Below are 19,089 nucleotides of genomic sequence, written 5' to 3'. Positions count from 1 at the left end.
AAACAAGAAATACAGATGAAGTTATTAGAAGGAAAAACAGCACTTGTTACGGGTGCATCCAAAGGAATTGGCCGCAAAATAGCGGAAAAGTTTGCAGAGCATGGTGCTAATGTAGCTTTTACTTATTTATCATCAGTAGAAAAGGGAGAGGCTTTAGAGCAAGAATTGCAAAGTTTTGGTACTAAGGTTAAAGGATATCGTTCTGATGCTTCTAAATTTGATGAAGCAGAGAAATTGATTAGTGATATTGTTGCTGACTTTGGGGCATTAGATATTGTAGTAAACAATGCTGGTATCACTAAAGACGGTTTATTGATGCGCATGAGCGAGGAGAACTGGGATGAGGTAATTAATGTTAACCTTAAGTCTGTATTTAACGTGTCTAAAGCTGCATCTAAAGTGATGATGAAAGCACGTAAAGGATCTATCATTAATATGAGCTCAGTAGTAGGTGTTCAAGGAAATGCGGGTCAGGCTAACTATGCTGCATCTAAAGCGGGTATCATTGGATTCTCTAAGTCGTTGGCTAAAGAGCTAGGATCACGTAATATCCGTACCAATGTTATTGCTCCAGGATTTATCCGTACTGAAATGACAGACGTATTAGACCCTAAAGTAGTACAAGGTTGGGAAGATGGTATTCCTTTGAAAAGAGCAGGCGAGACTGATGATGTAGCGAATGCGTGTGTATTCCTTGCATCTGATATGAGTGCATATGTAACCGGACAAGTGTTGTCTGTTTGCGGTGGAATGTTGTAAGCTAACTATAAATATTTGTAAAGGGTATCAGGATTTTCTGATACCTTTTTTTATTTAAATCGATAAGTGTTTATAAGCTCTGTTACCTCAGGTACTTGTCTGTACTTTTCAAAATAAGCATATCCCTCTTGAAGGTTTGCCCAGAAAACTTTGTGTTGAGGGAATGCCATTAGATGATTGTTAAGGCTAGTGTCCGTTATTTTGAAAGGAAAAATGTGAACAGGAATCTTATTTTGTCCTGCGTTTCTTGCCTCCACGGCTAATATGTAAACCTCTTTTATTTTTTCATCTGTTAATGGAATGCAACCCACTGTTACACAATTGCCATGAATGTAAATGTGGTTGCCGGGCTTTTCATTGGCACTTCTTAACAGGTCAAGACTGTTGGGGTAATTTATTCCTAAAGATAAGTGGAAATTACTTTTAGGATTAAATGCAGAAATGTGATAAAATCCTTCCGGAGTTTGTAAATCTCCCTCCTTTAATTTAGGCCCCAATACTCCTGATAATGTACAAAATGGATACACTTTAAACAGTTTGTACTGCTTTTGAGTGTTTTGCTTTAACCAAATTTCTAATCTCTTTTCTGCTTTGTAAGCGGCTATATACAAACTGAATTGCCCTGTTATCTGCTCCTTAGCGAGTTCTTTTTGCAAGTTATCCCACTTTACATCATAAGCCTCTCTAACACGTTTAAATGTTAATTGCTGCGTTTTAAAGCTAGATTGGGCAAGTGTAGGAATTGACATAATGTTTTACTATAAACAAACTTATATAAAATTGTGCGAGCATTTTAAAATTTAGCATCTTTACCCAAACACGTATGAACGATTCTTTTAGCTTATACACTTTATTGGCTTTACTGGGATGCTTGCTTGCAGGGGTTCTTTTTGCCTGGTTATTGTACCGTAAAACGGAGCATTTAGATAAAAGGCTACGGTATGGACTATTTGCTATACGGACTATTGTAGTAACCGTAATTTCCTCACTGCTGTTCCTTCCGTTGGTAAGGAGTATCTCGTATGATCTCGAAAAACCGGTAATTATTATTGGGCAAGACAATTCTTTGTCTGTTGGAGTGATTGAATCTAACGGGTTCAATAAACAACAATATGAAAAGGATATGCAGGATTTGGCGGATAAGTTGTCGGAAAAATATGAGGTTAAGATTTACAATTTTAGTGACAGCATTAAATCAGGATACGACTTTAAAAATAAAGGCCAATTAAGTAATGCTTCAAAATTCATTAATCAGTTAAATGATGAATTGCTGAACCGTAACGTTGGTTCAGTTATTTTAGCTACAGATGGTATTTTTAATCGTGGTGGCAGCCCGCTTTATGATTTAAACAAGTTGAAAGCTCCGGTTTATACCATTGCACTGGGGGATACAATTCCGAAGAGGGACTTAGTGATTGCTAATGTAAACCACAATAGTTTGGTTTATCTTGATAATGAATTTACACTAGAGGTTCAGGTGCAAGCTTTTGAAAGTAAAGGCGAACAATCCAGAATTTCAGTTACTGAAGGTGGAAAAAAGATTTACGATGAAGAGCTTCAGATTAATTCGAACCCTTTTGTAAAGAACGTAACAATTAAGCTAAAAGCTACTAAGCTTGGTCTTCAAAAATATACTATTCAGTTAAATCCACTAAATGATGAAGTATCAGAGCGTAATAATGCTCAAAATATTTTTATAGAAGTGATTGATGCAAAGCAAAAGATATTACTCGCCTCGGCTGCCCCACATCCTGATATTGGAGCATTAAAACAGGCGATTACCTTAAATAAGCATTACGATCTGAAAGTTGCTTTAGGGGATGACTTAAACATCGTTAACCCTAAGGACTATAGCTTAATTATTTTGTATCAGTTGCCTGCTCTTCAAAATGATGGAGGAGTTTTTATTAATAAAATTCAGCAGATTAATGTGCCATTGTGGTACATTTTAGGAGCTCAAAGTAATTTATTTGCGTTTAATAAGATGCAAAGTGGGGTTAACTTTAATGGGAGTAATAATACTTTACAGGAAGCTTTTGCGGTTGTAAATACTGGTTTTACAGCGTTTGAAATGAATGCATCACTTGATAAACAAATGGAGGGATTCGATCCTCTCCAGGCTCCTTTTGGTGAAGTAAGAATAAATGGTACAGCGCAGGTAGCTTTAAAACAGCGGGTAGGTAAAATTAAAACAGAGTCTCCACAGTTGCTCTTTATGAATGCCGATGGGAAAAAAACAGGGTATTTAATTGGAGAGGGGATATGGCGCTGGAAGTTAACAGAAGCCCAGAACGAGCAAAAGACAGATGTTTTTAATACACTGATATCAAACATGGTTCAATACCTTGCTGTAAAGGACGACAAACGTAAATTTAAAGTTTATACTGCCAAAAATACATTTGAAGAAAATGAAAATGTGCTAATCAATGCGGTTTTTTATAATGATAGCTACGTTTCGGTAAATACACCTGAGGTAAGTATTCAGATCAAAAATGAAGAAGGAAAAGCATATAATTTCTTGTTTTCGAGAACTGAGACTGCTTATCAGCTTGATGCAGGAATGTTGCCTGCCGGAAATTATACTTATACTGCAACCACTACTTTGGGCAATAAAAAGCATACTGCGCAAGGTCTCTTCTATGTAAATGCACTAGTTGCAGAATATCAGCAAACCATTGCTAATCACCAGTTGCTAAATACTATGTCCGTTCAAACGGGCGGTAAAATGTATATGCCACAGAATTTATCTCATATTTTAAATGATATAAGTACTAACGACCAGATAAAGACTTTGAGTTATGAGGATCGTAAATATGAGGAATTGATTAACTTTAAATGGGTGTTCGCTTTGATTGTCGCATTGCTTACTCTTGAATGGTTTTTAAGAAAAAGAAACGGAGAAATTTAAGTCCTGAAGTATGCAAATAAACACCATGGATGCCATAGAGATCCTAGGAACCATTTCTTTTGCGATATCTGGCTCTTTTGCAGCCATGCAGAGAAGATTAGACCCTTTTGGGGTACTTATTATCGCTTTTGTAACTTCAATTGGTGGTGGTACTGTTCGTGACCTTTTACTGGGTGATACACCTGTTGCATGGATGAGAGATGTAAACTACTGCTTACTGATTTTACTTACCTCAATTGCTACCATCTTCTTTAAAACTCACATTAAAAAATTTAAGGTGACTCTTTTCCTGTTTGACTCTTTAGGTCTTGGCTTGTTTACCATGCTGGGCATTCAGAAAGGCATAGTTTTCGGATTGAGCCCGGGTATTTGCATTGCACTTGGAACCATTACAGGATGTTTTGGTGGTATTATAAGGGACACACTATTGAATACGATTCCGATAATATTCAGAAAAGAAATTTATGCTACCGCCTGTATTATGGGAGGTATATTGTACTTTACTCTTCTGTATTTTAATTTAAAAGAAGATCTGGCAAAGGTTGCGGTGATTGCATTTATTTTTACCTTAAGAATAGTGGTAGTAAAGTATAAGCTGACGTTACCGAGGTTTGGCTACTAGTTTTTAGGAGCTTCCTGGATAATGACAAAAACATCTTCATTGTCTTTTTTCATGAAGTACTTTTCTCTAGCAAATTTTTCTGCAGTATTTAGGTCGGTATTTAGCTCGTTAAGGTCTTTTTTAACTTTGGCAATTTCTTTCACATAGAAATCCTTTTCTTCCTGAAGTTTATTTACCTGTGACCTGTATTCGTATTGGGCTACTACATCATTCTTATCAAAAAATAACATCCATACCACGAATGCCATTACACTAAGGAAGTATTTGTTGCGTAAAAGTTCTAACAGGCGATTCATATTGACAAAGATATAAAATAAGACACGAAGATTTAAAAGCTTTGGCTTTTAATCAAATGAGTATTCTCCACTTATCAACATATTAGGTCTAAATGAAAGTAAATTATATGTTTCAATAACAGTTAATTAGTGTAAAGATCAGATATTGTATATAGCTTGTAAAGAAACCATACAACGCTAACCTAAATTAAACGCAAACAAATGAAAACTATTTTTTACTCATTATTGATGCTTATTGTTCTTACATCGTCTGGCTGGTCTGTTAAACATGGGAAACCAGATAAGAGAGCTAAAGTTATTTTCGATAGTGATATGGGGCCAGATTTTGATGATGTAGGTGCAATAACTGTTTTGCATGCATTGGCCGCTAAAGGTGAATGCGAAATTCTTGCAACAGTCTCATCTGATAGCCATCCTTCTGTTGCTCCTACTATTGAAGTTTTTAACCAATATTTTAGGAAACCTAATATTCCTATAGGTATTGCTTCCGTAAAGGCTCCAGGTTTTATATCTCCCAACAATTGGAACGATTCATTGGTTACACATTTCCTTAAAAATAAACAGATTGCTAATTATCCTAGCGCTTTGGAAGTTTATAGGAAAGTATTGGCAAAGCAGGATGATAATAGTGTAACCATAGTGACAGTTGGTTTTTTATCAAATATCATGGACTTGCTTAACTCTAAACCAGATAAATTTTCCAGTCTTTCGGGAATGGATCTTGTAAAAAAGAAAGTGAAAAATTGGGTTGCAATGGCTGGAATGATACCAAATGGTGTAGAATTTAATGTAAATGAGCATAAGGAAGCAGCTTATGAAGCTTTTAGTAGATGGCCGAAACCATTATTGTTGAGCGGCTTTGAAATAGGAGATAAAATACATACCGGTAGCAAATTGGCAAAGAGAAATATTAATAAAAACCCTGCTGCATGGGCTTATCAGTACAATCTGGCTACTTATGACAAAAATAAGCCGGCCAATAGACCCTCCTGGGATCAAACAGCAGTTTTATGTGCAATCAGAAAGCCTGAAAAATATTTTTATGTTAATGGCCCGGGTAAATTTATCGTAAATAAAGATGGATCTAATTTATGGGATGCAGATGTTAATGCCGGACATTATTTTCTTACACATAAATATCCGTACGAAAAGATTTCAACTATAATAGAAGATTTAATGCTGTATGAGCCTGGAAATTGATCAGTACAAAAATCCCCGAAGCTTTTGGGCATCGGGGATTTTTGTTATTAGGGTATTTATCCTATCGTAAACTTAGGATAAGTATTTCTTACTTCTTTAAGAATTTGAAGTCTTTACCAATAAAACGTGCTGCATCACCTAATTCTTCTTCAATACGTAACAATTGATTGTATTTTGCAATCCTGTCTGAACGTGAAGCTGAACCGGTTTTAATCTGACCGCAGTTTAATGCTACTGCAAGATCCGCAATAGTAGTATCTTCAGTCTCACCACTTCTATGACTCATTACTGAGGTATAACCATTAGTTTGCGCTAAAGAAACTGCGTTGATAGTTTCAGTTAATGAACCAATTTGGTTTACTTTAACCAAGATAGAGTTAGCAGTGTTTTTGTCGATACCTGCTTGTAAACGAGTTACATTGGTAACAAACAAATCATCACCTACAAGTTGAACTTTGTCACCGATTTTATCAGTTAACATTTTCCAGCCATCCCAATCATTTTCATCCATACCATCCTCAATAGAGATAATTGGATATTTTTCAGTTAAAGATGCAAGGTAATCAGCTTGTTCAGCACTTGTGCGGATAGCACCTTTATCACCTTCAAATTTAGTATAGTCGTATTTACCATCTTTGTAGAACTCAGAAGCAGCACAGTCAAATGCTAAGAAGATTTGCTCGCCAGCTTTGTAGCCTGCTTTTTCAATAGCTTGGATGATAGTTTCAACTGCATCTTCAGTGCCTGCAAAAGTTGGAGCAAATCCACCTTCGTCACCTACAGCTGTCGAAAGACCTCTATCATGTAAAATAGCTTTTAAATTATGGAATACTTCTGTTCCCCATCTTAATGCTTCAGAGAATGAAGATGCACCAACTGGCATGATCATAAATTCTTGAAAAGCAATAGGAGCATCAGAGTGAGAACCACCATTTACGATGTTCATCATCGGAATAGGTAAAATGTTAGCATTAACACCTCCGATATAACGGTATAAAGGCTGACGGCTTTCCTGAGCTGCAGCTTTAGCAACAGCTAAAGAAACACCTAGGATAGCATTAGCACCAAGGTTTCCTTTGTTTTCTGTTCCGTCTAGCTTGATCATTAAGCTGTCGATAGCATTTTGTTCAAATACGTCAACACCTTTTAATTCATCAGCAATTTTATCATTCACGTTAGCAACGGCTTTTAAAACACCTTTACCTAAGTAAACTTTTTTATCACCATCTCTTAACTCCACAGCTTCATGCATACCAGTAGAAGCTCCTGATGGCACTGCTGCACGACCAAGGATACCATTTTCTGTAATTACATCTACTTCGATTGTAGGATTGCCGCGGGAGTCAAGTATTTGCCGCGCACGAACATCAATTATTAAACTCATTTTTATTGGTTTTTATTTGTAAATAACCCTTAGTGTAAAAGTTACAATTACTAAGGCGATATCCAAAGTTAAAAATTAAACGCAAAAAAGTCGTAATTAATTTAATTACGACTTTTTGAATGTTGATTATTTAATGGTTTTGTTGTTATCGAGTTGTTTTGTAGTTAGTTAAGTTTATGCATTTTCTGACTTTGCGGCAAAAATAGCTTTGTATACAATTCCGGCTAAAATGGCACCAACAATGGGTGCAACCCAAAATAACCAAAGTTGACTCAAAGCTTCACCGCCTACAAAGATTGCCTGACTGGTACTTCTTGCCGGATTAACTGAAGTATTCGTTACAGGGATACTAATTAGGTGAATTAGTGTTAATCCAAGACCGATTGCCAAACCTGCAAATCCCTTTGGAGCCCTTTCATCAGTTGCGCCTAATATTATGATTAAAAAAATGAAGGTCATTACTATTTCTGTAACCAGTGCTGCGGTCATGTTATATTTTCCAGGAGAGAGGTCCCCGTAACCATTTGCGGCAAAGCCTCCAATAGGACTGCCATTTCCGGTAGCGATGATGTAAAGTACTCCAGCGGCTACGATGCCTCCTAATACTTGTGAAATAATATATGGGATAAGATCTTTTCCGTCAAAGCGCCCACCAACCCAAAGGCCGATTGAAACTGCGGGATTTAGATGTGCTCCGGATATGTGACCAAGAGCGTAAGCAATGGTTACTACTGTTAGTCCGAAGGCGAGTGCTACACCGGCAAAGCCAATGCCTGCACCTGGATAATTACAGGCTAAAACGGCGCTACCGCAACCGCCTAGAACAAGCCAAAATGTACCGATAAATTCTGCTGCTAGTTTTTTCATAGGAGTTTAATTTAGTTTAATGATAGTGACACTAATTTTTTATCACTATCCGGTTGTTAAATTAATGGTAGAATATTTATTTTTTTTATTATGAAATTTAAAAACAAATATTCATTTTTCCTAGAAAAAATTAGAGGTATTAGTAGTTTACTCCCACTTAAATACCTTAACAGCAACGATATACACTCCAATCCCCCAGATAGCCATAATCAGGATTTGATGTTTTACATCCCACAAACCAGCGCCTTCAAAAGCTACCTTTCTCATGGCATCATTAAGGTATGTTAGCGGCAATGCACGACTTATTGGTTGAAGCCATGACGGAAATGCATCGATAGAAAAAAAGGTGCCCGATAATAAGAACTGGGGTAACGTAATGATATTTGAAATAGGAGGGATAGTACTTTCACTTTTTGCTATTCCAGATACGATAAAGCCAAAGCCCATAAATACTACTAGCCCAATGATGGCAAGCAGAAGCATATTTAGTACTGTGATCACGCCATGTATTAATGTGAAATGGAAAAAAAAATGCCCAATAAGAATAATAAATACAGCTCCACAAAGTGCAAAACCTATTCTAGCAATGCCTTCGCCAAAAACAATACTCGTCCTGCTTACAGGGGTAGCAAAGAAGCGTTTAATAACCAGGGTTTGTCTTAAGCTAAAAAATACAAATGCTGTTCCAAATACGCCTGTGCTTAATAAAGAGAAGCCCAGCTGTCCTGGTAAAATAAAGTCTATGGTACGGTAAATTCTACCTTGAACAGTGCTTTCGTTTAACTGGGCCACTGTAGGCTTGATGTCTTTTGAGTTTAAAGTAAACATCAGGTTAGCCAGTACAGACTTAAGGATACTCCCTTTATCGATAGATGCTGAAGTATATTGAACGTTGGCAAGGTAGGCCGGCGTACCGGAAGTATTTTTCTGAACGTCGATTACGGCAGCTATGTGCCCTTTTTCAAGTTCGGTCTTTATTTCATCAGCATCCTTGTCTTTAACGATATGTATGACATTGATTTGCTCGATTGCATTAATAATGGGGTTTTGAAGGTCAGAACCTGGTGCAATAGCCAAATCAACCTTTACACCACCACCTCCTAAAAAGCCAAAAACAAGAATGAAAATTAAAGGAAAGGCAAGGGTGAAAACAACTGCCGAAGGGCTACGCATGATGGAACGAAAACTTGCTTTTGCAAGTGCCAATGTAGCTTTGGTATTATTATAAGGTTTACTCATGTTCTTTGTTAATTATCTTCACGCCACTCTTTTCCAGTCAGGTTGATGAAAACATCTTCCAGATTAGCTTTTTTAACTTCTTTTTGGCGTTCAAAGCCACTATTGATCAGGTTGTCTATCAAGTTGTCCGGTGTATCTAATGCAATGATTTCACCACGTTCAACAAAAGCAACACGATCACACAGTTGTTCTGCCTCATCCATGTAATGGGTTGTGATCACTACGGTTGTGCCATTATTTCTGATATCGATAATTAAATCCCATAAATTACGACGTGCCTGAGGATCCAATCCTGTAGTTGGCTCATCAAGGAAAATGATTTTAGGAGAGTTGATAAGTGTAGTGGCAATTGAAAAACGTTGTTTCTGGCCACCAGATAGTGCTTTATACTTGGCTTTTGCTTTGTCCTGAAGATTTACCTTCTCAAGCATTTCCATTGGTTTTACGTCTACGCCATAAAGCCCAGCGAACAACTCCATTAATTCAACCAGATTTAGGTTTGGGTAGTAACCTGCTGCTTGCAATTGTACTCCAATAATCCTTTTGATTTTGCTTGCGTCCTTGTCAACCGAATAGCTATCAACTATGATTTCTCCTGAAGTCTTTTCACGAAGCGTTTCTATAATTTCAAGTGTAGTTGTTTTTCCTGCACCATTTGGTCCTAAAAGGCCAAATATCTCATTCTCATAAACATCAAAGCTGATACCTTGCACAGCAGTGAAATCGTCATACTTTTTTACCAGGTCTTTTACACTGATAATGGCATTCGTTTTATCCATGTTATAAATGTAAGAAGGTTTAGAGGAATAGAAAATGCTATTCTGCTAAACCTTCTAAAATGTCGGTAAAATGATAGTTCTTAATCGGTAAGTATTACCAGGCTAATTCACCTTTGATCATATCGATGAAATCGTCAAAAAGGTAACGTGAATCATGTGGGCCAGGAGAAGACTCAGGGTGATACTGTACTGAGAATGCTTTTTTGCCTTTCACGCGGATACCTTCAATAGATTGATCATTTAAATTGATGTGAGTGATTTCTACTTTGTCAGATTTTCTAACATCTTCAGGTATTACTCCAAAACCATGGTTCTGAGAAGTTACTTCGCAGTGGTTTTTAATGATGTTTTTAACCGGGTGATTTAAACCTCTGTGACCGTTAAACATTTTCATTGTGCCTATGCCATTTGCTTCTGCAAGCAATTGATGACCTAAGCAAATTCCGAAAAGAGGTTTGTCGGCTGCTAATATTTTAGTAACAGTTTCGATAGCATACGGCATCGCTGATGGATCACCAGGGCCATTAGAGATGAAATAACCGTCAGCACCCCATTTGTCCATTTCCTCGAAAGTGGTTTTGGCAGGGAAAACCTGAACGTAAATATCTCTTGCGTCGAAATTACGTAATATGTTCTTTTTGATTCCTAAATCTAGGGCTGCTATTTTGTAGGTAGCATCCGGTGAACCGTAGAAGTAAGGAGTTTTGGTAGAAACTTTAGAAGATAATTCTAACCCGTCCATTGATGGCACTTCAGCTAATTTGCTTTTTAATTCATCAAGGTCAGTGATTTCTGAAGAGATGATTGCATTCATTGCTCCTTTATTTCTGATGTGACGAACCAAAGCACGCGTATCGATGTCAGAAATACCTACGATGTTTTCGTTCTGAAAATAATCTTGTATAGATTCAGAAGCTTCTTTACGGCTAAAACCGATGTTGTAATTTTTACAAACTAAACCAGCGATTTTTATGTTTTCCGATTCAGTTTCATCTTTGTGGATACCATAATTTCCAATATGCGCATTGGTGGTTACCATAATCTGAGCGAAATAAGAAGGGTCAGTAAAAATTTCCTGGTATCCTGTCATACCTGTATTAAAACAGATTTCGCCTGTTGTTGTGCCTATTTTTCCAGCGGCTTTACCGTGGTAAACTGTGCCATCAGCCAGTAACAAGATTGCAGGTAACTTGGTGTAATTAGTCATGGTAATTATTAAGAGAAATTATTGGGATTAAAAAAGGAGAAAATGATGGTTCTAGCACGGCTTTGATGCCGTTATTGTAATTAACATATGTGCTGTTAAGTGACCCCCTCATTTCGGGATACAAAGATACATTTTTGATGATTTAAATTCAAGAGTTTTTTTTAGAATGTTTTGGTAGACTTCCGATAGCTATTTGGTGCTTCTATTATATATTGTATGGTAGGAAAGGGAATAAGGCATGAACTAAATGTCACAAAAACGATAAAACTGTCTTTATTTCGAATGTAAAAACTAATTTTGTCGCTACAAAACGATAGAACTATGTCAGTAAACAAAGAGGTTAAACGCATAACCACACATATACTTCAGGAAATGAAGGCTAGTGGAGAAAAAATAGCCATGTTAACCGCTTACGATTATTCGATGGCGACCATTCTTGATGATGCAGGTTTGGACGTATTATTAGTTGGTGATTCGGCTTCTAATGTAATGGCTGGTCATGAAACCACTTTGCCTATCACTCTTGATCAGATGATTTATCATGCTCAAGGTGTTGTTAGAGGTGCAAAGCGTGCCTTCGTAGTTGTAGATTTGCCTTTTGGTAGCTATCAGGGGAACTCTAAGGAGGCATTGAATTCGGCAATCAGAATCATGAAAGAATCTGGTGCGCATGGCGTAAAGCTTGAGGGGGGAACTGAAGTTGCTGAATCTATATCACGCATCATTACGGCAGGGATTCCTGTTATGGGGCACCTTGGATTAACTCCGCAGTCTATTTATAAATTTGGCACCTATACTGTTAGAGCGAAAGATGAAGATGAAGCAGAAAAATTAAAAACTGATGCACTTGCATTGCAAGAAGCAGGATGTTTTGCTATTGTACTTGAGAAAATACCCGCTAAACTAGCTAAAATAGTTTCGGAAAGTTTACAAATACCGACTATAGGTATTGGTGCTGGTCCGGATTGTGATGGACAAGTATTGGTAGTTAATGATATGATTGGTTTAACAAAAGGATTTAAGCCTCGTTTTTTACGTCAATATATAAATTTATATGATGGCATATTAGACGCCGCACAATCATATATTAAAGATGTTAAAGCAAAAGATTTCCCGAACGAAAAGGAACAGTATTAATGCCGGTAACTGATAAAGATGTACTTTACGAAGACAATCACCTGATAGCTGTATTAAAACGGGCAGGTGATATTGTTCAGATTGACGAGACAGGTGATGAGCCTCTTGACGAGCAAGTAAAAAAGTATCTTGCTAAAAAATATAACAAACCTAATAGTGCCTTTCTGGGGGTTGTACATCGCCTAGATAGGCCAGTTAGTGGGGTAATCCTTTTTGCTAAAACCAGTAAGGCGCTTGAGCGAATGAATGCAGTATTTAAAAATCGCGAAGTAAAAAAGACTTATTGGGCCATAGTTAGAAATAAACCAGCTAAACCTTCTGGAACATTAGTGCATTGGCTGGTTAAAAACCCTCAAAAGAATGTGGTTACTCCGCATAATATAGAAGTGCCGGGGAGTCAGCGTTCAGAATTAAGTTACAGGTTATTAGGTGAGCTGGGAGGTTATTATCTAATAGAGGTTGATCCACTTACCGGGCGATCTCATCAAATCAGAGTGCAGTTGTCTACATTAGGATGCCCAATTGTAGGTGATAATAAATATGGCTACCCTAGAGGTAGCCGAAAAGGAAGTATTTGTTTGCATGCTCGCAGGCTGCAATTTATCCATCCGGTAAAGAAAGAACCTGTGAATATTTTTGCAAAGCTACCTGTTGACGGTTTTTGGGAGCGTTTTGAGAATTTTTAGATTATTTACATTCTGTTAAAGAAAGTACTATTGCGTCTTCAAATTTTAACTGCGCTCTATTTTTAAATACTGTTTTGCCACTTTTCTCTTCTACATCTCCAAAACCTTCATATAATTTTCCATCTCTTTTTAAAAAGACAACCTCTCTTGTTGATCGCATTCCTTCTGAATCAAAAGTATATTCTGCTAGGATAGTATCTCCTTTAATTTCTCCGGAAATAGTACCTTTGTTACTGTCTTTCTCAAACAGATTATAACTTAAATCTCCAGTTAATTCTTCGTTTTCAGTATTCAATTTGAGCTTTATGGTGTCTCTGTTCTTGGTGTAAATGTAACAGTCTGTGATCTTTACTTGATCTGGCACTGCTGGCGTAAGCGTCGTATCAACGGAAGTTACTGATGTGCTGTCGACACCTTTGCTGTCAGTATTACTACTATTGCAGGCAGATGCAATTAAGGCGATGCCGGTTAATAGGATAAGTGATTTTTTCATATTGACATTAATTATTCTTCTTTCTTCCTGCAATAGCCCTGCCATTTTTATGGTTACCTGAATTTATATTGAGCAAGAAACAGATTTTATTGTTCAAGCAAATGAATACTTTTGAGATATGAGTAAGCAAATCATCTCAATTGATGCCCCTTTGAATTTTGATTTTCAAGAATGTTTATGGTTTCTGGATAGGAATTTTGACGACTGTATGCATAAAGTAGATACAGATCAGGTTATAAAAGTTGTCGAAATTGAAGGTCAGCAAGTATTGGTTAGTGTCGCTTTTTATGAGCATAAATTGCAGATTGAGTTACTTGATGGCGATCTTAAGCAGCCCGATTTAAATAAGCTTAAGAAATTTGTATCTGATTGGTTTGATCTTGAGAAAGATATGGAGTCCTTTTATCGGTTAATAAAAAATGATCAAAGGTTAGCTTATATGGCAACGGCCTATAATGGGCTCCGTTTAATCGGCATACCTAATTTATTTGAAGCCATTTGTTGGGCAATAATAGGTCAACAGATTAATCTTACTTTTGCATATAAATTAAAGAGACGACTGGTTGAAAAGTATGGAACCTATATGTCTTATAATGGGTTCAATTATCATGTGTTTCCAAATTGTGCGGTGCTAGCTGAACTTTATCCTGATGATCTGAAGGAAATGCAGTTTTCTAAAAGCAAGGCAGAATATCTGATTACTATTGCAAAAGCATTCGCTTCCGGAGAAATTAGTAAAGATAAATTACTTGCCTTGCCGGATCTTATTGCAAGACAAAAAGCTCTGAATAACATTAAGGGGATAGGTGTTTGGACCGCTAACTATGCGCTTATGAAGTCTTTAAAAGAACATTCATGTGTTCCTTATGGGGATGCGGGGCTTCTAAATTCATTGCTAAACCATAAAATTATTGCAGATAAAAAACAGCACAAGGAAATTGAGCTGTTTTTTAGTAATTACCCGGGGTGGGAGAGCTATTTGGTATTTTATCTTTGGCGAAGTCTTTCAAAGAAGTGCTAAATTTTACCCAATGTTGTTTTTGCAGCTTCCCAACCAATAATTGCCGTTTTACGTGAACTACCCCAATGATACTGACCAAATTCTCCAGTAGATTTGATAACCCTGTGACATGGAATTAAAAATGCGACAGGATTATCTCCAACTGCAGAGCCCACAGCCCTACTTGCTTTTGGGTTATTAATAGACGCAGCAATAGTAGCATAAGTGGATAAACCTCCAATTGGCACTTTTAGCAAGGTTTCCCATACCTTTAATTGAAAAGCGGTTCCTTTTAAATGAAGTTTTATTTCATTTATTCTGCTCCAATCCTGAGTAAATATGTAAAGTGCATTCTGTTGTATCATATCCAATAGCTGATGATATTGGGCATTGGGGAAAGTATTTTTTAAAGCTTCCAATGCTTCATGTTGATCATCTGCAAATGCCATATAGCAAACGCCTTTTCCTGTAGATGCGACAATCAGAGATCCAAAAGGACTTTCAGCATAGCTATAATTTATAGTGAGCTGTTCACCTCCATTTTTAAACTCGCCGGGAGTCATTCCTTCTATGTTTATAAAGAGGTCGTGAAGGCGACTGGTACCTGATAGACCGGTTTCATAAGCCGCATCGAATAAGGTAACTTGATTGTCTTTAAGTATGCTTTTAGCGTATTCAATTGAAAGATACTGGAGGAATTTTTTTGGTGTAACTCCGGCCCATTCTTTAAATATGCGTTGAAAATGAAAAGGACTAAGGTTAACATGTTCTGCAACATCATCAAGTGACGGCTGTTGTTTAAAATTTACTTTTAAATATGCTATTGCTTGTGCAATTCTATTGTAATCAATCTGACTATATGTTTCCATGATCTTTTGTTTATTAGTCAAATTTACACCTACGTACGCTGCTTGGAAACCCGAAACTTGCTAATAATAAGCGCCTGTTAATATAAAGTTTATGTGTGCATTAAACAAATGCAGGCAAAAATGGAGGTCACCTTTTTAGTTTGTGGTTTGTAAAAAGTGGTGATATTAAGATGATTACTAGTAATTGGTGAGATATAACCTTACTTTTGCGCCATATTTTAAAGAGCAATGCCAAGAAAGAGAATTAGGAAGCACTATCGTAGGGCGAGGTATGTACTGTATCGTGAAACTTTAATTGATGCAAAGGAGCATATCCTTACTTTTATTGGATCATTTATTGGTATAGGTTTAATTGGATTGTTAAATAGTAAATACCTGGTAGCTAATGATAATTTATACCTGATAGGTTCTTTTGGTGCTTCTTCGGTACTTATTTATGGTATAATTAATAGTCCTTTGGCACAACCAAGAAACTTAATAGGTGGTCATTTGATTTCAGCAATAATTGGAGTTACGGTTGCCAAATTTTTTCCCGGAGAAGTCTGGTTGGCCTGTGCTTTAGCGGTTTCAATCTCAATAGTAGCGATGCAAATTACCAAGACATTACATCCTCCTGGTGGAGCTACTGCACTGATAGCTGTAATCGGAAGTGAAAAGATAAAAGCTTTAGGTTATATGTATGTGCTCTCTCCAGTGTTGTCAGGGATAATGATTTTGTTTCTGGTAGCTTTAGTGTTCAATAATTTAAGACACAGGAGATATCCAATAAAACCTATATTCAAAAAATAAAGCCTTAATAATTGACATTAGACCCAAGCTTTAGCTTTTGAAGTGTTTCTGAAGCCTCTTCTGGTTTATTGGTGCCTATTAACAACCTTGATCCATTCTTTAAAACAAGTTGTATTCCTTTATTTCCTGAAACGTTAAAGGCCATCCCTTTTTTTAAAAATCCGAATCTAAAACCCCATCCTCCATATTCCGAAATTGGATCATATTGCCTAACAGAAAATCTTTGAATATTGTCCCACGAATACTTTCTAACTGTTAAATGGAATGGAAAAAAACGCACATAGATCCCATCTTTTTTAATGTAGGTCTCGAGTTTCAGTACTAGAAATGCAAGTGTAAGTAAAAACATAAGTACTGAAGCCGTTATCAATTGCATATTGCTCATGGAGTTATCATCGAAAGATTTTCTTTCAAAGACCTGATAAAACACACCATAGCAAAATATTAAGTTGGCTCCAATTAGAATTGCCCAAATCCATTTTTGACCAAAGCGCTGCTTTTCTGAAAATAAGGTTTCGTTGCTAGAATTCATTGTTTCGTATTGTCTAACAGAAAATTACGAACAATTGATTTAAAATAAAAGGTGATATGAGAATAGTTATTAACTAGTTATAAACATATTGTTAAGCCTCCGTAAAAGTTACGAGTTGCAGCAGCATTAAAATACCTGCCACCAAGAGCATTTAAATCATTGCCCAAACTGTATTTTTCATTTAACAAATTATCTGCTCCTGCATAAACTTCGAAGAGGGTTTTGCCTATACGAAGGTTCTTTTTGCCAACTTTTGCCTGTACTAAATGGTATTTTTTAGCATATACAGTATTTGCGTCATTTAATGGGATGCTTGAGGTGTAATTATGCTGTAAAAACAGATAGAATCCCTTTGGTAACCGAACATCAGTACTGTTAATAACTGTTACTTTGGGTACCCCTGTAAGGTTATTGCCAGAGAAATCATTGGCCTTATCTATATACTTGTCAAATTTAAAATGACTTAGGGTATATGAATTTCTTAATTGTAGTCCTCTTATAAAATTATTTTCATTGGTAGGGATAATCCAAAATGCCAATGAGCTTTCCAGGCCCCATTGCTTTGTGCCTCCCGCATTTACAAAATAATCAGCCTCCTTTTCATTTATTAAAATTGTTCGTCTTACAATTGCTTTTTTAAGGTTGTAATAAAATCCCGTAACATCTACAAAAAGCCTCTTATTTAGACCTTCATATCTAACTCCTGCTTCATAATTCCAGCCATATTCAGGTTGGAGGTCAATATTAATTACATTGTTTGAAGCACGTACTTCTGAAAGACTGGGTGGAGAGTAGCCTTTACTTACGGATGATCTTAGAGAAAATTGATCGTCGACTAAGTAAGATAAAGCAATCCTTGGCATGAATTGTACGTCAAATTTATTTGTTTTTTTAGAGATAGCGATCGGAGCAATGCTTCGGTAATTGTAGCCATATAAGTTTGCGCTTGCTGATAACTCAATTAATAGCTTTTGAGATATATCGATGCCAAGATGAGCAAACGCAAAATTTGAATTAGCATTTAGTTTATCCGAAGCTTGAACTGCACCTGGTTGACCAAAGTTGTTATCATAATTGTCAAAATCAGTACCTGTTTTCATGCTTTCTAGTCCGATATTAAATTTCCAGTCTACATCAGATGAACTTCTGGCATATTCCAAATAAGAGCGTAGGCCTAGCGTAAACTCTTTGCGCTTTTCATAATTAGTAATAAATGGGTTTTTAAAATCCGTGTAAGAAGAAAATACAGAAATTACATGTTTAAAATGACTGTTGATGATCCAGTTATTAGAAATTCCACCGTATATAGTTTTACTGTAAATGCCGGCATTTTGGTCTATGGCGCTTTTGGTTTGTCCTGCCGCAGGGCGAGATGATGATGGATTCTGTAAATACTGTTCTGCGGTTAGTCCGCCTGGTGTATTGTAATGTAAATCAGAATAAAATAGTAGGGTTTTTAAACTGGCATTTTTAGTATAATCCCATTTTTGAAGAGCTTGGAAATATTTACGTTCCATGCCACTATGATCACGATAGCCATCACTTCTCTGATAAGCTTGAGTGATATTTAAACTATATTTTTCAGCCTGATGTTGTAATACAGCATTTTGATGAAAAGAACCAAAAGATCCTCCCTCAAGCTTTAGTGCTATCGAGTTATTATTTGTTATAGCATTGGAGCCCTGTGGTTGTATTAAAACAACACCTCCCGAGTTAGCTCCATAAATACTACTCTGAGGCCCCTTTAAAATCTGTATCTGGCTTGCGCTTGCAACATCTAAAGCATTTAAGTAACTATTTCCTCCTGCATCGGTTAAAGGGAAATCATCCAGATATATTTTTATATTTCTTATTCCAAACGGAGATCTTAATAAACTGCCCCTTATAGATAATCGGTAACTTCCAGGAGACCGTTCTTCCATTCTAACTCCGGCAACAGTATTTAGTGCTGATACAAACGAATTGCCCAATTGCCTGTCAAGTGTTGTACTGTCGATAAGGCCAATTGCTCCCGTGGATCTGATTAAAGATTGATTAGAAAAATAAGGTCTTATAGTAACCTCGTTTAACCTTCTAGTTGAATCTTGTTGTGTCTGGGCTGAAGCTGTAATTCCTGCAAGTACTATCAGGCCTGTTAAAAATATTTTCATTCTTTAACAAAGCTAAAATTTAATGGCAAAAATAATAGGCCATCTTTAGTTTTAGCAAAATGTTTAGTCAAAAAGTAAGGTTGATGTGACAAAATAAACACCATGAAATTCATCTGTTTATTATATCTTTAGGCGATTTTAATAGAAAGCACGTTTATCATAAACAACACTG

At 36.6% G+C, this 19,089-nt stretch carries 19 protein-coding genes; 8 read left to right on the top strand and 11 right to left on the bottom strand.

The window, feature by feature from the left end; all coding sequences use genetic code 11:
• The first annotated feature begins 15 nt into the window (after positions 1–15).
• Positions 16–759: a 3-oxoacyl-[acyl-carrier-protein] reductase gene (gene fabG, locus J1905_RS18305; RefSeq protein ID WP_173091045.1), complete on the top strand. Its 744-nt coding sequence runs from the start codon at positions 16–18 to the stop codon at positions 757–759.
• A gap of 50 nt (positions 760–809) precedes the next feature.
• Here fabG and J1905_RS18300 read toward each other — a convergent pair whose 3' ends face one another.
• Complete coding sequence (locus tag J1905_RS18300) at positions 810–1,508, bottom strand: L,D-transpeptidase family protein (protein WP_214228703.1); 699 nt, start codon at positions 1,506–1,508, stop codon at positions 810–812.
• Between the two features lie 74 nt (positions 1,509–1,582).
• On the opposite strand from J1905_RS18300, the gene J1905_RS18295 reads away from it, so the two are divergent.
• Together J1905_RS18295 and J1905_RS18290 are read left to right on the top strand one after the other, a co-directional pair.
• Entirely contained in the window at positions 1,583–3,667 is a 2,085-nt protein-coding gene (locus J1905_RS18295; protein WP_214228702.1) for a hypothetical protein, read from the top strand.
• A gap of 10 nt (positions 3,668–3,677) precedes the next feature.
• Entirely contained in the window at positions 3,678–4,289 is a 612-nt protein-coding gene (locus J1905_RS18290; RefSeq protein ID WP_214228701.1) for a trimeric intracellular cation channel family protein, read from the top strand.
• Here the strand turns inward: J1905_RS18290 and J1905_RS18285 are convergent.
• Positions 4,286–4,585, bottom strand: a complete 300-nt coding sequence (locus J1905_RS18285) for an FtsB family cell division protein (RefSeq protein ID WP_173091041.1) — start codon at positions 4,583–4,585, stop codon at positions 4,286–4,288. The two genes, J1905_RS18290 and J1905_RS18285, sit on opposite strands and share 4 nt — an antisense overlap.
• A 201-nt stretch (positions 4,586–4,786) precedes the next feature.
• Here J1905_RS18285 and J1905_RS18280 point away from each other — a divergent pair, with 201 nt between their 5' ends.
• Positions 4,787–5,785: a nucleoside hydrolase gene (locus tag J1905_RS18280; RefSeq protein ID WP_214228700.1), complete on the top strand. Its 999-nt coding sequence runs from the start codon at positions 4,787–4,789 to the stop codon at positions 5,783–5,785.
• An 88-nt stretch (positions 5,786–5,873) separates the two neighbouring features.
• Here J1905_RS18280 and eno read toward each other — a convergent pair whose 3' ends face one another.
• The 5 genes from eno to carA form a co-directional block, all read right to left on the bottom strand.
• The gene (gene eno / locus J1905_RS18275; protein ID WP_108205208.1) at positions 5,874–7,169 is read right to left on the bottom strand and encodes a phosphopyruvate hydratase; all 1,296 of its coding nucleotides are present in this window, start codon (positions 7,167–7,169) and stop codon (positions 5,874–5,876) included.
• A gap of 174 nt (positions 7,170–7,343) precedes the next feature.
• Positions 7,344–8,036: an aquaporin Z gene (gene aqpZ / locus J1905_RS18270; protein WP_214228699.1), complete on the bottom strand. Its 693-nt coding sequence runs from the start codon at positions 8,034–8,036 to the stop codon at positions 7,344–7,346.
• A gap of 147 nt (positions 8,037–8,183) precedes the next feature.
• On the bottom strand, positions 8,184–9,275 hold the full coding sequence (locus J1905_RS18265) for an ABC transporter permease (protein WP_214228698.1): 1,092 nt from the start codon (positions 9,273–9,275) through the stop codon (positions 8,184–8,186).
• Positions 9,276–9,283: 8 nt separating this feature from the next.
• The gene (locus tag J1905_RS18260) at positions 9,284–10,054 is read right to left on the bottom strand and encodes an ABC transporter ATP-binding protein (RefSeq protein ID WP_214228697.1); all 771 of its coding nucleotides are present in this window, start codon (positions 10,052–10,054) and stop codon (positions 9,284–9,286) included.
• 94 nt (positions 10,055–10,148) lie between these two features.
• Complete coding sequence (gene carA / locus J1905_RS18255; protein ID WP_214228696.1) at positions 10,149–11,261, bottom strand: glutamine-hydrolyzing carbamoyl-phosphate synthase small subunit; 1,113 nt, start codon at positions 11,259–11,261, stop codon at positions 10,149–10,151.
• Between the two features lie 321 nt (positions 11,262–11,582).
• Here carA and panB point away from each other — a divergent pair, with 321 nt between their 5' ends.
• Entirely contained in the window at positions 11,583–12,398 is an 816-nt protein-coding gene (panB, locus tag J1905_RS18250) for a 3-methyl-2-oxobutanoate hydroxymethyltransferase (RefSeq protein ID WP_173091035.1), read from the top strand.
• Entirely contained in the window at positions 12,398–13,084 is a 687-nt protein-coding gene (locus tag J1905_RS18245; protein WP_214228695.1) for an RluA family pseudouridine synthase, read from the top strand. Before panB ends, J1905_RS18245 begins: the two co-directional genes overlap by 1 nt.
• Position 13,085: 1 nt before the next feature.
• On the opposite strand, the gene J1905_RS18240 is transcribed toward J1905_RS18245, so the two are convergent.
• A complete protein-coding gene (locus J1905_RS18240) occupies positions 13,086–13,577 on the bottom strand; it encodes a hypothetical protein (protein ID WP_214228694.1) in 492 nt (163 codons plus the stop codon).
• A 118-nt stretch (positions 13,578–13,695) separates the two neighbouring features.
• Between J1905_RS18240 and J1905_RS18235 the strand changes: the two genes are divergently transcribed.
• Positions 13,696–14,598 carry a DNA-3-methyladenine glycosylase family protein gene (locus tag J1905_RS18235; protein ID WP_214228693.1) on the top strand — a complete coding sequence of 301 codons (903 nt, stop codon included), beginning with the start codon at positions 13,696–13,698 and terminating at the stop codon, positions 14,596–14,598.
• Here the strand turns inward: J1905_RS18235 and J1905_RS18230 are convergent.
• On the bottom strand, positions 14,595–15,446 hold the full coding sequence (locus J1905_RS18230) for a bifunctional helix-turn-helix domain-containing protein/methylated-DNA--[protein]-cysteine S-methyltransferase (protein ID WP_214228692.1): 852 nt from the start codon (positions 15,444–15,446) through the stop codon (positions 14,595–14,597). The genes J1905_RS18235 and J1905_RS18230 overlap by 4 nt on opposite strands.
• Positions 15,447–15,674: 228 nt before the next feature.
• Between J1905_RS18230 and J1905_RS18225 the strand changes: the two genes are divergently transcribed.
• Positions 15,675–16,235 (top strand): HPP family protein, encoded by a 561-nt coding sequence (locus tag J1905_RS18225; RefSeq protein ID WP_214228691.1) that lies wholly within the window; start codon positions 15,675–15,677, stop codon positions 16,233–16,235.
• A gap of 4 nt (positions 16,236–16,239) precedes the next feature.
• On the opposite strand, the gene J1905_RS18220 is transcribed toward J1905_RS18225, so the two are convergent.
• The gene (locus J1905_RS18220; protein WP_214228690.1) at positions 16,240–16,767 is read right to left on the bottom strand and encodes a hypothetical protein; all 528 of its coding nucleotides are present in this window, start codon (positions 16,765–16,767) and stop codon (positions 16,240–16,242) included.
• Positions 16,768–16,844: 77 nt separating this feature from the next.
• Positions 16,845–18,917 (bottom strand): TonB-dependent receptor, encoded by a 2,073-nt coding sequence (locus tag J1905_RS18215; RefSeq protein WP_214228689.1) that lies wholly within the window; start codon positions 18,915–18,917, stop codon positions 16,845–16,847.
• Positions 18,918–19,089: the final 172 nt, after the last annotated feature.

The organism is Pedobacter sp. B4-66 (genome assembly GCF_018492665.1).
Classification (GTDB): domain Bacteria; phylum Bacteroidota; class Bacteroidia; order Sphingobacteriales; family Sphingobacteriaceae; genus Pedobacter.
This window is presented reverse-complemented; position numbering and strand designations above follow the sequence as displayed.